Raw genomic sequence first — 13,149 nt, 5'->3', positions numbered from 1 at the left:
TGTCCCCTGTTGGTGGTCGTGGGTCAGAACAGTTCGACCTGGTATCCGGCCTTGTAGACGCCCACCGCGCCGCCCTGAGTGCCAGGGCACTTGCGCTGGGACCACTCACCGCTCTTTCCCGACCTCCACGGTCCGTAGAAAACGGCCTTCACACCCCGGCTGTCGATGCAGGTGACCTTTACGCGATACCGGTCGAGTTTCGCCAGGTCGGCGCACTTGGCATACCCGGTGGTGACCGTGTTCTTCGAGGTGCAGACGTACTTGACGCTCACGTCGTCGTCCGCGGCAGCGGCGGCAGGCGCCATCAGGGCGCCCGCGGCGAGCACAGACGTCGCGACGGCGACTACGGAGCCGATCGTGCTCCTCATTCCATTCCCCTTACCCACAGGGAAGGCAGGGGAGGGCCCTTGATGCGGTCATAGCCCTCCCTCAGATTCCCCCGTTATTCATTCAGGCTGAGCCTGTGTTGTGGTCGCGATCTTTGTACATGCGCCTGTTCGCCGGACGCAAGGGGCGTGCACCGCCGAATCCCAGGAGGCACCGGACTCCCACCATATCGGGCAAAATCCCGCCTTTGCATTGGCATCGAGGACCAAGCGGAATTGCTTTGCCGACACCCTGACTTCACCAATGACCTCTGCTAGCTTTCCCGCCAAGCACGATCACTCTGATCACGCTCAAACGGGGAGCAATTTTGAGGTTCAAGACCATCGGTGTGGCAACTGTCGCGTCACTCGCAGTATTCGGGGGAACTCAATCGGCATCCGCTGCCGACTGGCTCACCGCGAAGGCGCCCACCTACAAGTCCGGAAAGGTCACCGCAAGCGCGACCATGCTCGGCCCGCAGCCCGCGGGCACGAAACTGTGCGTATCCCTCCTGGTGGCCCACCCCTACTACCCCGACATCGAGGTGGCCCAGAAGTGCAAAACCACCCAGGGCGGGTCGGTGAGCGTCACCGCCAAGGTCGGCACCTGCGGCAAGTACTCGAGTTTCGCCAGCGCCAAGCGGGGCGGCACGGGGAAGTCCTCCATTCGTAAGTCGAATCCCGCGATTTACTGCAAGTAGGCAGCAGCGGCAGGCAGGTTCCCGCCTCGGGCCCGAGGCGGGGGCCTGCCGTCGTGCCCCGCATGATGGGCACCCTGGCCGCCAATGCCGCGACCGGCAGCAGGCGGTTCACCGCGCTGGGCGGAGCGGCCTCCGTCACCCGGCCACGGGTACTGCGTGACGGGTAGACGACCCCTGCCCCCGCCGCTCAGCTCCACGCGGCGGGGGCCGTCGGCGCGCCGAGGCCGGAGCCCTCAGGCCGCCGCCTTGGCGATGATGCCGTTCATCTCCTCTCGGTCGAAGGCGCGCAGGGTCGTGCAGCGGACGTTGCCCAAGCCGCTGAGCTGCAGGGATGCCGCAGTGGCGGTTTCGTCGTCGGGCGCGTCAATCGTGTAGACGACGTCGTACGGGCCGACGGTCCAGTGGAAGTCCAGGAGCTTCACCCCGAGCTTGTCCAGCGCCGCCCCGAAGGCCTCGTAGCGCTTCGCGGTGTCCTTGTAGGCACGGACGCCCTGATCCGTCCAGTTCAGCAGGGTGATGTAGGTGGGCATGGCCTTCACCTCCTCACATCAATTCTGCGGAGACCCGGGCGCAGGCGCACACCGTGGAGAAGCGGTCGCACACTCCGCCCAGACGGTCTTGCCGACCGGTACGCGGGGTGTCGTGCCCCAGCGCGTGGCCAGCAGATCGATCAGGAGCAGGCCCCGCCCCGATTCATCATCGGGGGTGGTGGCCGACGGCTTAAGCGGAAGGCGGTCGTCGCGGGCATCCGAAACCTCGATGCGGATCGTGGGCTCCTGGAGGGTCAGGCGGAGGCGGAAGTCCCGCCCGGGGACACGACCGTGGCGTACGGCGTTGGACGCCAGCTCCGCCACCAGCGAGGCCACCGTGCACGACGTGTACGACTCGGGCGGGTAGCCCCACTCCGCCACGTGCCGTACGGCGCCCCGCCGGGCGAGCCGCGCGCCACGAGGCGTCGAGGGGAACTGCGCGGTGAGTTCGTGGCGCTTCGGTTCCAGCGCGGTGTTGTCCATTTCCGTCCATCAGCCTTTCGCTTGACTCGCAGGGTGAGCAAGTCGTGACGTTCCGCATCCAAGGATCGTTGGGCGGGTCTACGCTCGAAAGGCCACGAAGCCTTACCTTCCAGGCTGTAAGGAACGGAAGTGATGTTTTGGCCAAAGAAATTGATTCTCGTGGGTCGATCGCGGGGCTGTTCGGGTCGCGTGTCCGCAGACTCCGTCTGGCCGCCGGGCTGACCCAGGTCGAACTGGGCAAGAAGACGCACGTGGTCAGCACCCGGATCACCCAGATCGAGCGGGCCTCCGGGGCGAAGCCGACGAAATCGCTGGCACGGGCTCTCGACTCGGTGCTCGGGGCGGACGAGTTGCTGGTCGACCTGTGGCCGTATGTGTACCGGGAGGCGTTCCCGGACTGGTCGCAGGCGTTCATGGAGCGTTCGGCGCGGGCCGTCGCCATCAGGCAATACGCGTCGCACGTGGTGCCGGGTCTGTTGCAGACCGCAGACTACGCACGGGCCGTTCTGAGCGTCGGCCTGTCCCTCACCGGTGAGGAGCAGTTGGAGGACCGGGTGACCGCCCGGCTCAGACGACAGGAACGGCTCACTTCCCCCGACCGCCCGGAGCTGTGGGTCATCCTGGACGAGGCGGTGTTGAGACGTCCGGTCGGCGGCCGGACCGTCATGCGGGAGCAGTTGATCCGCTTGATGGAGGCAGCCGCGGAACCCCACATCACCGTGCAGGTACTGCCGTTCGAGCAGGGCGAGCACGATGTGATGGGCGGCTCCCTGACGGTGCTCACGTCCCCTGACGATTCTGAGGTGGCCTACACCGAGGGCGCCCACTATGGCCAACTCATCGAGGAACCGGACGACGTCAAGCGCTTCGCGCTGTCCTACGATCGGCTGCGGGCAGCATCCCTGCCTCCGCTCATGTCGCTTGACATGATCCGATCCGTGATGGAGGGCAACCACCGTGGAGCGAGTGTCCCGTCCCGATCTGAACGGCGCCGTCTGGCGCAAGAGCAGCTACAGCAACCAGGAGGGTGGCGACTGCGTGGAGGTGGCCGACGGCTTGCCCGGCGTCGTCCCCGTCCGTGACAGCAAGAACCCCGGCCCGACGCTGGTCTTTCCGGCAGCCTCCTGGGCGGCGTTCATCGGTGAGTTGACGTGAACGGCGCCGTCTGGCGCAAGAGCAGCTACAGCAACCAGGCAGGTGGGGACTGCGTAGAGGTGGCACGCCTCGACGTGGACAACGCCGCGTGGCGGAAGAGCAGTTACAGCAACCAGGAAGGCGGCGACTGCTTGGAAGTGGGCGACGGCGTCACGGCCGTCGTTCCCGTCCGTGACAGCAAGCGGCCCGATGGCCCGGTGCTGATCTTCCCGGCGGGCTCCTGGGCCGCGTTCGTAGGCGAGTTGAAGACGGCCAGCGACCGGTTCTGAGTCTGCCGGGTACCGGCTGCCGTCGGTCTTCCGGGCCCACCGGACCCTCGTACGCGAGGGCCCGGTGGGCCACGAACTCCCCCAAAGAACTTGGGTAAAGAACTCCCGCCCACCCACCCTTCCGGCTGCGATCACTCGTACGGGTGGCCGGCTTGCGGTGGCGGCATGACGGTCGTTACGTTCGCGGCAACAACCGCAAAACGACGGCCCCCGCCGGGACGGCAATCCCGATCGAGGGCCTGACCGATCAGGAAGAAGCACCTTCCCGATGGCTGACCCGCAGTCTAACGCGCATGCGCGCGCTGACGCCGGAGCACCGACCTCCGGCGTGATCCACATCCGCACCCGCCTCACCGCCGACTTCACCGTGATCGCCAGCCCGAAGTACCGCCGTCCGGTCCTCGGCGGCCGGGTCGCGGAACGACTGGACGAACTGATCCGACACAAGGCCGACGAACGGGGGTGGGAGATCGTGGCGCTCGAGGTCATGCCTGACCACGTCCACCTGTTCGTCAAGCACGACCCGAAGTCCTCGGCCTCGTTCGTGGCCAACCAGTTCAAGGGCTTCACCTCCCGCGTCCTGCGCGAGGAGTTCCCGCACCTGAAGTCGCGGATGCCCACGCTGCGGTCGTCGTCGTACTTCGCGGCGTCGGTCGGCGCCGTCTCGGCGGACACCGTGCGCCAATACATCGACAGCCAGTGGGAACGCCCTGGGAAGAAGGGGGACGGCACGTGATCCGCGCGTACAAGTTCCTCCTGCGCCCCACGGGCCGTCAGACGGCCGCGCTGAGCGAGATGCTGCGGGACCACCGCTCCCTCTACAACGGCGCGTTACAGGAACGCCGGGACGCCTACCGGCACGCCTCGAAGACCACCGTCCGCTACGGCGACCAGTCCGCCCAACTCAAGGACATTCGCGCGTTCGACCCCGAGCGTCAGGGCCGCTGGTCGTTCAGCTCACAGCAGGCCACCCTGCGCCGCCTCGACAAGGCGTTCGCCGCGTTTTTCCGCCGGGTCAAAGCCCGGCAGACGCCCGGATACCCCAGGTTCAAGGGCGTCGGGCACTTCGACACCGTCACCTTCCCCAAGGACGGCGACGGCTGTCGCTGGGACTCCACCCCGCACGACCGTCCAACCCGCGTCCGCCTGCAAGGTGTCGGGCACGTCCGCGTGCACCAGCACCGGCCCGTGCAGGGCCGCGTGAAAACGATCTCGGTGAAGCGTGAGGGCAACCGCTGGTACGTGATCCTCGCCTGCGACGAGGTGCCCGCCGAGGAGCTGCCGCCCAGCGGAGCGATCGTCGGTATCGACATGGGCGTCGCCCACTTCCTGACCACCTCGGACGGCGCACACATCACCAACCCGCGCTTCCTTAAGGCGATGGCCGGCGAACTGGCCGAAGCGCAGCGGCACCTCGCGACGTTCCCCAAGCGGGCCCGGCAGCGCACCAAGAAGCATCGCGCCGCCGCACGGAGGGTCGCCAAGCTGCACGCCAAGATCCGGCGGCAGCGCGCCGACTTCCACCACAAGACCGCCCGCGCGCTCATCACCGACCACGACGTGATCGCGCACGAGCGGCTGAACACAGCGGGCATGACCAAGAGCCCCGCACCCAAGGCCGACCCCGAGCAGTCCGGCAGCTTCCTGTCGAACGGCGCTGCCGCGAAGGCCGGACTCAACCGCAGCATCCTCGACGCGGGTTGGGCGCAGTTCCTCGGAATCCTGGCGAACAAGGCTGAGAGCGCCGGTCGCCTTACGATCCCGGTGGACGCGCGCAACACCTCCCGCACGTGCCCCGAGTACGGGCACGTCGCGAAGGAGAACCGCGTCACCCAGGAAAGGTTCCAGTGCACGGCGTGCGGGTTCGCGGCGAACGCGGACCACGTCGGCGCGACGAACGTCCTCAACAGGGCCGGGCTGGCCCTCTGCGCGGCGGCTTAACCACCGACGCAGGAAGCCCGCGCGTTCACGCGTGGGTGGAGTCACCCTGGCCTCCCTGCGCCTCGCCGATCCCCGGCTGATCCTGTCCCGCCGGGAGGTCGCCGAACTCGCCCCCGCCGTCAGCGAGTGGCTCGCTGCCGGGGTGGGGCCCGCGCAGATCACCGTCGCCCTCACCAGCCGACTCCCCGACCGCCTGTGGACCCGCCCCGCCCGCATCCTCGCCTTCCGCCTCAGCGAACCGCCCCTCCCCGCATCCGCGCGAGCCGTCGCCACACCCAAGGCACCACCGGCCCTCCCCTGGCGAAACTGCGACGGCTGCGAACGCGCCTTCCGCCCAGCCGGGCCCGGCCGCCTCTGCCGCGACTGCCGAACCGCGCACGAGGCTCCCGCGCCCACCACGTCCAGCAAAGATCTCCGTGCGGCCTGTTAAGCACGACCCCACACATAAAAGTAAGGCGGTTGACACGTTGAGTATGGTGATTTGTATGGCGACGAAGAAGGTGACGGTCACGATCCCGGAGGATCTCCTCGAGGAGATCCGTTCGGAGGCATCCGAGCGCGGCATGTCGGCGTACATCGCGGAAGCGGTACGCCTCAAACGAGACCGCGACCGCCTCCTTGAGCTGGTCGACTGGCTAGAGGAAGAACACGGGCCAGTCACCGAGAGCGAGCAGGCTGCGGCGCTGAAGGAGCTGGACGAACTCGACGCCGAACACGAACGCCGCTCCGCTGCCAAGGGTCCCGCAGGGGAAGCTGCGTGAAGGAGCGACGCGGTAAGCACACTCCACCGCTCCGGATCTTCGTACTCGACTGCAAAGCTCTGTCGCTTGCTGTGCGTGGCGACCGGGGGATGCTCATGTGGCTCTCTCTCGCGGCACGAGGTGAGGCTGAAGTCGTGACGTCCCCGATGACGCTCATCGAGGCACACGACGGGAGAGCCACCGACCAACGCTGGGACTGGGTGCTCTCTCGCCTCAGCGTCGCGGATGTCGGAAAGGAAGAGGCCCGTCAGGCGCGCCGGCTCTTGGCCGCTGCCGGGCTGCACGGCCACAAGTATGCGATCGACGCCGTGCTCGCCGTCGTCGCGCGTCGGCAGAAGGGTCAGGTAACGGTCTTCACCTCGGACGTGGACGACCTGGAAAAGCTGGTCCCGGACAGGATCGTCGTCAAGAAGGTATGACCGAGGTCGGCCGCAGACGGTTCGGCCGGCGTCCAGCCGCTCGATAAAGAGCTGTACGTCCGCGACACCCTGCGAGGACAAGGCGTCGGCGCCCGGCGCTGGACACAATGACCGCATGATCGATCCCGTGGAAAGCGCCTGGCGCAGGCTGTTGCAGACAGCAGGAGACTCGGGCCCCTTCAGCGCGCTGGTACTGGCTTCCTCTGCGCAGCCGCTGTTGCGGCGGCTCTACCCGTGGACGGGGATGTGGGAGCTGCACTTCAGCCGCTGCACGGAACCGCGCTACACCTGGGACATCCCGTACGTGGCTCCTTCGTACGACAGGCGATTCCGGGTCGACGGTCCGTCCAGAAGTGAGAGCGTCGGCGAGGCCAGGAGCGTGGACGAGGCCTTGGCCATGGTGATCGACCGGCTGCCTCCGGGCTGCGGTCCGGCCTTTGTCGGCACCCCGCAGGAACTCGCGATGTTCGAGGAGGAACGAGGGGTGCGGTAGGGGCGGACCGTCTCAACGAGGGGTGGCGGCGGCAGAATTGCGGGCATGGATGCAGGACTCGCGGCGCTGGTGGGGGCGGCCCTCGGGGCGGTTGCTTCGTTGGGGGGCGGCCTCGGTCAGCGGGCGTGCCCAGGCGCGTTCCCAGCATGACCAGTGGCGTCGGCAGGTACGGCGCGAGGCGTATACGCAGTACCTGGTCGCCCTCCACGATCGCGATGTGGCGATGGACGACGTGCTGCGCGCGCTCGATGCGGAGGCTCCTGACCAGGCGGTCGTCGAGGGGCGGGTGGAGGCGTTCGTCGCGCTGGCGCGCGAGGTGCACCGGGCTGCCGAGGTCGTGCTGCTGGAGGGGCCGGCGGGGGTGGGCGAGGCCGTGAGCGGGGTGGCGGAGGCGTCGGGTGCGCTCTCCGGCGTGATGCGGCGGATGGTGGACGATGCCCGTTGTGGTGACGGCTCGCGCAGAGCCGAGGACTTGGCGCTCGCGGCGGAGAGGTCGGACGCGTTGTGGGAGGCGGTGAAGGGGTTCCGGGCGGTGGCAGGGGGTGTTCTGGGTAACGGGGACTGACCGCCGGGGGACGCGTTGGCGGGGCGGGAAGCAGGAGCGGTACGCCATCGACGCACTCGCGCAGCTGTGCCCGCCCCCGCCGATCCGCCGCGGCCGACGGCCGGTCGGGCCCCCGCTCAGCGCACGAGGCAGGGGCGCTTGGGGTCGAACGTCCAGTCCGGGATGAGGTGGCGCATCGCGGCCGCGTCGTCCCGCGCGCCCAGCGCCTTCTTCTGGTACAGCTCGTGGGCGGCGAGGAGACGGTCCATGTCGAGCTGGATGCCGAGCCCGGGGGCCGTGGGTACGGCGATCTCGCCGTCGACGATGCGCGGCGGGGCGGCAGTGAGCCGCTCCGTGCCCTCCTGCCAGATCCAGTGGGTGTCGAGGGCGTTGTACTCGCCCGGGGCGGCGGCGCCGCAGTGGGTCACCATGGCCAGGGAGATGTCGAAGTGGTTGTTCGAGTGGCATCCCCAGGTCAGCCCCATCGCGTTGCAGAGCTGGGCCACCCGGACCGAGCCCTGCATGGTCCAGAAGTGCGGGTCCGCGAGGGGAATGGACACGGATTGCAGGGCCAGCGCGTGGGTGAGCTGCCGCCAGTCGGTCGCGATCATGTTGGTCGCGGTGGGGAGGCCGGTGGCACGCCGGAACTCCGCCAGGATCTCGCGGCCCGAGTAGCCCGCTTCGGCCCCGCACGGGTCCTCTGCGTAGGCGAGCGTGCCGACCAGCGGGGCGCACAGCTCGACCGCCTCGCGCAGCGACCACGCGCCGTTCGGGTCGAGGGTGATCCGGGCCTGCGGGAAGCGCTTCTTGAGCGCGCGGATCGCCTTGACCTCCTCGGCGCCCTCCAGCACTCCGCCCTTCAGCTTGAAGTCGCGGAAGCCGTACAGCTCGTAGGTGGCCTCGGCCTGGCGGACGATCGCCTCGGGGGTCAGCGCCTCCTCGCGCCGGATCCGGTACCACTCCTCGGACGCGTCGGGTTCGCGGACGTAGTCCAGGTCGGTGCGGTCGGGGTCGCCCACGTAGAACAGGTAGCCCAGGACCCGGACGGAGTCGCGCTGCTGTCCGTCGCCCAGGAGCGCCGCGACGGGTACGTCGAGGTGCTGGCCCAGCAGGTCCAGCAGCGCGGATTCGACCGCGGTGACGGCGTGGACGGTGGTGCGCAGATCGAAGGTCTGCAGGCCCCGGCCGCCGGAGTCGCGGTCCTTGAACCGGTCCCCGATCTCGCGCAGGACGCGCTTGTAGTCGCCCACCCGCGCCCCGACGACGAGGGACTCGGCGTCGCGCAGCGTCTGCGTGATCTTCTCCCCGCCCGGTACTTCGCCCAGCCCCGTGCGGCCCTCGGAGTCGGTGAGGACGACCACGTTGCGGGTGAAGTAGGGGCCGTGCGCGCCGGAGAGGTTCAGCTCCATGCTGTCGCGGCCGGCGACCGGGTAGACGGCGAACGACGTGACGGTGGGTTGGCTCATGGAGGGCGTCCTTACGTCCGTGGGGCGTGGGCGGTGGTCAGATGCTGAGGGCGTCGAGACAGGCTTCGACGGCGAGGACCCCGCCGAGGCCGAGGACCGCGAGTGCGGTGGTGTAGGTGGTGCGGGCCTTGATCGCGTCGAGGACGGAGAGGTTGAAGTACTCCTTGAACATCCAGAACCCCGGGTCGTTCACATGGCTGAAGGCGATGGACCCGCAGGAGACGGCGAGGACCATGAGCTCAGGATGGACTCCGCTTCCGGCCACCAGCGGCTCCACCACACCGGCGGCCGTCACCACGGCGACCGTGGCCGAGCCGAGCGCGATCCGCAGGATGACCGCGATGAGCCAGCCGAGGATGATCGGCGAGATGGACCAGCCGTGGGTGACGTCCTTGATGTAGTCGGATATCCCGCCCTCGACGAGGACGCCCTTGAAGGCGCCGCCCGCGCCGATCACCAGCAGGATCATGGCCATCGCCTGGGCGGCCGAGTTGCAGGACGCGCTGACCTCGGACAGCGGGCGGCCGATGCGCGGGCCGAAGGCCCAGATCGCCAGCAGCAGCGCCAGCAGCAGGGCGACCGGCGCCGACCCGATGAAGGTGACGAACGGCCGGGCCGGGTCGGACTCGGAGACGGCCATGTCGTACACCGCCGAGCCGGCGATCAGCACCACCGGGAACAGGGCCACCGACAGCGACCAGCCCATGCTCGGCATCTCGTCCTCCGTGAAGGTGCGGTCGGAGACCAGCCCCTTGGGGAGGGAGGGGTCCATCTTCCGCACGAACGGGAGGCGCGGCCACACCAGGGCGATGAGGGCCCCGAACGGGATGGCGAAGAACAGGCCGTAGAAGAGGGTCAGCCCGACGGAGGCGTGGAACGTGGCGGCCACCGCGGTGGGGCCGGGGTGCGGCGGGAGGAAGCTGTGCATGGTCGACAGGGCGATCGACATCGGCAGCCCGACCCACAGCAGGTTGTTGCGGGTGACCCGGACGATGGTGAAGGCGACGGGCACGATGATGACGAAGGCGACCTCGTAGAACATGGTCACGCCGAGCAGCATGGCCGTCACCACCATGGCCACCTGGACCCGGCCCGCGCCGAACGCGCCGATGAGTTTGTCCGCGATCCGCTGGGCGGCGCCGGAGTCCCCCATGACGCGGCCCACCATGGCGCCGAGCCCGACGACGAGCATCGTGTCGCCGATCTGGTCCCCGACCCCGCTCGCGAGGACGTCCGGGACCTTTTCGAGGGACACCCCCTGGACCAGTGCGACCCCGACCGCCACCAGCAGAAGGGCGATGAAGCCGTTCAGCTTCAGCTTGGTCATGAGGAACAGCAGGATCAGAACGCTGATTCCGACAACGACAAGAGGCATGGATCAGTTCCCCTTTGAACTGCTCTTGGCAAGTGGTTCCCGCTCCGTGGGGGCGCCGTGCGCGCGAGAAGGCGGGACGAAGGTGTGCGGGGGGGTGGCAGCGGCCCGGTCGTCACCGGCGGGGGTGGATGCCGGGAGGGGCGACGGGGAGCGTCGGTGTCGGCGGCCGGCGGGCGGATGCGCGCGCCGGCGTCTTGCGCCCCTGATGTGCTTCAGGGGCGGGCGGGTGGGGAGCGGTACGGGCGGCGCACACGAGCCGCCCGGACCGCTCCGGGCTGGTGGGCCGTCAGGTGGCGGACACCAGGTTCAGACCGTCCTTCAGCAGCTTCTCCAGGTCGGCGAGGTCGCCGGAGGAGGGGTCGGTGAGCGGGGCGCGCACCGGGCCGACCGGCTTGCCGCGCAGCCGGGCGGCGGCCTTGACCAGGGACACGGCATAGCCGGGCACCCGGTCGCGCAGTTCGACCAGCGGCACGTAGAAGTCGCGCAGCAGCCGTTCCACGGTCGCGTCGTCGCCGTCTCGCAGCGCGGCGAAGAAGGCGTTCGCGATCTCGGGGGCGAAGGCGTGGACGGCGGAGGAGTAGGCCGGCACGCCGACGGCCGCGTAGGCGCGTGCCTGCACCTCGGCGGTGGCGGCCCCGTTGAAGAACAGCAACTCCTCGGGGGCGGCCAGGGTCAGGCGCTGGAGCCGGTCCAGGTCGCTGTGTCCGTCCTTGAGACCGATGACGGTCGGGATCTCCGCGATCCGGCGCAGGCTGTCGACGGAGAACGCCACCTGGTCGCGCTGGTACACGATGAGCGGCAGCCCGGTCCCGGAGGCGATCCGGCGGACCTGCTCCACCAGACCGTCCTGCGGGGCCTTGACCAGGTAGTGGGGGAGCACGAGCGCGGCGTCCGCGCCCGCCTCCTCCGCGATCCGGGCGAAGCGCAGCGCCTGCGCCCAGCCGTAGCCGATGCCTGCGACCACCGGCGTCCGGCCGTCCGCCACCTCCACCGCGGCGGTGATGACCTCGCGGTACTCGTCCTCGTCCAGGGCGGTGAACTCACCGGTGCCACAGGCCGGGAACACCGCGCCGGGGGCGGTGGCCAGCTGATCGGCCAGATAGGTGCGGTAGGAGTCCACGTCGAGGCTGCCGTCGTCCCGGAAGCTGGTGAGGGGGAAGGACAGCACACCGCGCGCCATGCCGTCACGCAGCCGTTGCGTGACGTCCTGCACCGTGTTCAAGGTCATGAACTCGTCTCCACATACGTGCATTCGGTCTACATATGAAAATGGAGGTTAGGGTGGCGTGCGCGCCGGGTCAATGGGTGCGCGTCCACCACTTCACTTACGGGCGCGTGCCCAGCTCGCACTCGGCGCGCGTCCAGGCCCGGGCCCGCTCGCTGAGGGTGATGCCGAGCCCCGGCCGGGAGGACACGTACATACGGCCGTCACTGATCCGCAGCCGCTCGTTGAACAGCGGCTCCAGCCAGTCGAAGTGCTCCACCCACGGCTCCAGCGGGTAGGCGGCGGCCAGGTGGAGATGGATCTCCATCGCGAAATGCGGGGCGAGCTGGAGCTGCTGGTGCTCGGCGAGCGCGGCCAGCTTGAGGAACTGGGTGATGCCGCCGATGCGCGGCGCGTCGGGCTGGATGATGTCCGCGGCCTCGTTGCGGATCAGCTCCCAGTGCTCGGCGACGCTGGCCAGCATCTCCCCCGTCGCGACCGGGGTGTCCAGCGAGGCCGCGAGGGCCGCGTGGCCACGGGCGTCGTACGCGTCCAGCGGCTCCTCGATCCAGACCAGGCCGAACTCCTCCAGCGCGCGTCCCATGCGCTGCGCGGTGGGCCGGTCCCATTGCTGGTTGGCGTCGACCATGAGCGGCACCTCGTCGCCCAGGTGCTCGCGCACCGCGGTCAGCCGGCGCAAGTCCTCCTTGCCGTCGGGCTGCCCGACCTTGATCTTGATGCCGCCGATGCCGTCGGCCAGGGAGGCGGAGGCGTTCTCCAGCAGTTCCTCGGTGGGGGTGTGCAGGAAGCCGCCGGAGGTGTTGTAACAGCGCACCGAGTCACGGTGCGCACCCAGCAGCTTGGCCAGCGGCAGACCGGCCCGCTTGGCCTTCAGGTCCCACAGCGCGACATCGAAGGCCGCTATGGCCTGGGTGGAAAGTCCGCTGCGCCCGACGGAGGCGCCCGCCCACACCAGCTTGGTCCAGATCTTGGCGATGTCACTGGGGTCCTCGCCCAGCAGCGTGGGGGCGATCTCCTGGGCGTGGGCGAACTGCCCCGGGCCCCCGGCGCGCTTGGAGTAGCTGAAGCCGATGCCCTGATGTCCCTGTTCGGTGGCCAGTTCGACGAAGAGGAAGGCCACCTCGGTCATCGGCTTCTGCCGCCCGGTGAGGACCTTGGCGTCGCTGATGGGCGTGGCCAGCGGCAGGAACACCGACGACAGCCTGATCCAGGAGATCCTGTCGAGGGTCGCCTCGCCTGCCTGCTGTGCGGCGTCCGGGGTCGGCGTCGGCTTCGTAGAGATCACCACTGAGCGCTCCTGTGAGTGCGGGGCGGAGCGACCGGTCGCGCTTCGCGGACCCGGTCGCGGAGTTCGGCGGGCGTGTCACGCTCGGCCGCCCCTTGAAGCTAAGTCGTGGAACGATCTCCGTCTAACTTAAAATT

The 13,149-nt window shown here is 69.0% G+C and carries 18 protein-coding genes; 11 read left to right on the top strand and 7 right to left on the bottom strand.

From position 1 onward, the window contains the following. Positions 1 to 23: 23 nt before the first annotated feature. Positions 24 to 368, bottom strand: coding sequence for a hypothetical protein (locus tag ACH4SI_RS37635; protein ID WP_398304006.1), 345 nt, complete (start codon positions 366 to 368; stop codon positions 24 to 26). A gap of 326 nt (positions 369 to 694) precedes the next feature. Between ACH4SI_RS37635 and ACH4SI_RS37630 the strand changes: the two genes are divergently transcribed. Beyond that, a complete protein-coding gene (locus ACH4SI_RS37630; protein WP_398304004.1) occupies positions 695 to 1,066 on the top strand; it encodes a hypothetical protein in 372 nt (123 codons plus the stop codon). A gap of 233 nt (positions 1,067 to 1,299) precedes the next feature. Here ACH4SI_RS37630 and ACH4SI_RS37625 read toward each other — a convergent pair whose 3' ends face one another. Continuing rightward, positions 1,300 to 1,596, bottom strand: coding sequence for a GYD domain-containing protein (locus ACH4SI_RS37625; protein WP_398304002.1), 297 nt, complete (start codon positions 1,594 to 1,596; stop codon positions 1,300 to 1,302). 18 nt (positions 1,597 to 1,614) lie between these two features. Beyond that, the gene (locus ACH4SI_RS37620) at positions 1,615 to 2,079 is read right to left on the bottom strand and encodes an ATP-binding protein (RefSeq protein WP_398304000.1); all 465 of its coding nucleotides are present in this window, start codon (positions 2,077 to 2,079) and stop codon (positions 1,615 to 1,617) included. Between the two features lie 167 nt (positions 2,080 to 2,246). Here ACH4SI_RS37620 and ACH4SI_RS37615 point away from each other — a divergent pair, with 167 nt between their 5' ends. The 10 genes from ACH4SI_RS37615 to ACH4SI_RS37570 all read left to right on the top strand — a co-directional run bounded on the left by ACH4SI_RS37615 (position 2,247) and on the right by ACH4SI_RS37570 (position 7,682). After that, the gene (locus tag ACH4SI_RS37615; RefSeq protein ID WP_398304165.1) at positions 2,247 to 3,161 is read left to right on the top strand and encodes a helix-turn-helix domain-containing protein; all 915 of its coding nucleotides are present in this window, start codon (positions 2,247 to 2,249) and stop codon (positions 3,159 to 3,161) included. Continuing rightward, on the top strand, positions 3,118 to 3,234 hold the full coding sequence (locus ACH4SI_RS37610; protein ID WP_398303998.1) for a DUF397 domain-containing protein: 117 nt from the start codon (positions 3,118 to 3,120) through the stop codon (positions 3,232 to 3,234). The genes ACH4SI_RS37615 and ACH4SI_RS37610 overlap by 44 nt, the downstream gene beginning before the upstream one ends. Further along, positions 3,231 to 3,503 carry a DUF397 domain-containing protein gene (locus ACH4SI_RS37605; protein WP_398303996.1) on the top strand — a complete coding sequence of 91 codons (273 nt, stop codon included), beginning with the start codon at positions 3,231 to 3,233 and terminating at the stop codon, positions 3,501 to 3,503. Before ACH4SI_RS37610 ends, ACH4SI_RS37605 begins: the two co-directional genes overlap by 4 nt. A gap of 268 nt (positions 3,504 to 3,771) precedes the next feature. Then, positions 3,772 to 4,239 (top strand): IS200/IS605 family transposase, encoded by a 468-nt coding sequence (gene tnpA, locus ACH4SI_RS37600; RefSeq protein ID WP_398303994.1) that lies wholly within the window; start codon positions 3,772 to 3,774, stop codon positions 4,237 to 4,239. Next, the gene (locus ACH4SI_RS37595) at positions 4,236 to 5,444 is read left to right on the top strand and encodes an RNA-guided endonuclease InsQ/TnpB family protein (RefSeq protein ID WP_398303992.1); all 1,209 of its coding nucleotides are present in this window, start codon (positions 4,236 to 4,238) and stop codon (positions 5,442 to 5,444) included. Before tnpA ends, ACH4SI_RS37595 begins: the two co-directional genes overlap by 4 nt. 31 nt (positions 5,445 to 5,475) lie before the next feature. Further along, positions 5,476 to 5,874: a hypothetical protein gene (locus ACH4SI_RS37590; RefSeq protein ID WP_398303990.1), complete on the top strand. Its 399-nt coding sequence runs from the start codon at positions 5,476 to 5,478 to the stop codon at positions 5,872 to 5,874. Between the two features lie 55 nt (positions 5,875 to 5,929). Continuing rightward, positions 5,930 to 6,205 (top strand): hypothetical protein, encoded by a 276-nt coding sequence (locus ACH4SI_RS37585; protein WP_039941289.1) that lies wholly within the window; start codon positions 5,930 to 5,932, stop codon positions 6,203 to 6,205. Next, positions 6,202 to 6,624 (top strand): hypothetical protein, encoded by a 423-nt coding sequence (locus ACH4SI_RS37580; RefSeq protein ID WP_398303987.1) that lies wholly within the window; start codon positions 6,202 to 6,204, stop codon positions 6,622 to 6,624. Before ACH4SI_RS37585 ends, ACH4SI_RS37580 begins: the two co-directional genes overlap by 4 nt. Positions 6,625 to 6,739: 115 nt before the next feature. Continuing rightward, the gene (locus ACH4SI_RS37575; RefSeq protein ID WP_398303985.1) at positions 6,740 to 7,117 is read left to right on the top strand and encodes a DUF6193 family natural product biosynthesis protein; all 378 of its coding nucleotides are present in this window, start codon (positions 6,740 to 6,742) and stop codon (positions 7,115 to 7,117) included. Positions 7,118 to 7,166: 49 nt separating this feature from the next. Beyond that, positions 7,167 to 7,682, top strand: coding sequence for a proline dehydrogenase (locus tag ACH4SI_RS37570; protein ID WP_398303983.1), 516 nt, complete (start codon positions 7,167 to 7,169; stop codon positions 7,680 to 7,682). Between the two features lie 116 nt (positions 7,683 to 7,798). Here the strand turns inward: ACH4SI_RS37570 and ACH4SI_RS37565 are convergent, their stop codons facing one another. The 4 genes from ACH4SI_RS37565 to ACH4SI_RS37550 all read right to left on the bottom strand — a co-directional run bounded on the left by ACH4SI_RS37565 (position 7,799) and on the right by ACH4SI_RS37550 (position 13,009). After that, positions 7,799 to 9,127, bottom strand: coding sequence for an enolase C-terminal domain-like protein (locus tag ACH4SI_RS37565; RefSeq protein ID WP_398303981.1), 1,329 nt, complete (start codon positions 9,125 to 9,127; stop codon positions 7,799 to 7,801). A 37-nt stretch (positions 9,128 to 9,164) separates the two neighbouring features. Further along, positions 9,165 to 10,502 (bottom strand): gluconate:H+ symporter, encoded by a 1,338-nt coding sequence (locus ACH4SI_RS37560; protein WP_398303979.1) that lies wholly within the window; start codon positions 10,500 to 10,502, stop codon positions 9,165 to 9,167. Between the two features lie 286 nt (positions 10,503 to 10,788). Continuing rightward, on the bottom strand, positions 10,789 to 11,730 hold the full coding sequence (locus ACH4SI_RS37555; protein WP_398303977.1) for a 5-dehydro-4-deoxyglucarate dehydratase: 942 nt from the start codon (positions 11,728 to 11,730) through the stop codon (positions 10,789 to 10,791). A 97-nt stretch (positions 11,731 to 11,827) separates the two neighbouring features. Further along, entirely contained in the window at positions 11,828 to 13,009 is a 1,182-nt protein-coding gene (locus ACH4SI_RS37550; RefSeq protein ID WP_398304163.1) for a mandelate racemase/muconate lactonizing enzyme family protein, read from the bottom strand. Between the last annotated feature and the right edge of the window lie 140 nt (positions 13,010 to 13,149).

It is taken from the genome of Streptomyces sp. NPDC021212, from assembly GCF_044332925.1.
In the GTDB taxonomy this organism is placed as follows: Bacteria; Actinomycetota; Actinomycetes; order Streptomycetales; family Streptomycetaceae; genus Streptomyces.
This window is presented reverse-complemented; position numbering and strand designations above follow the sequence as displayed.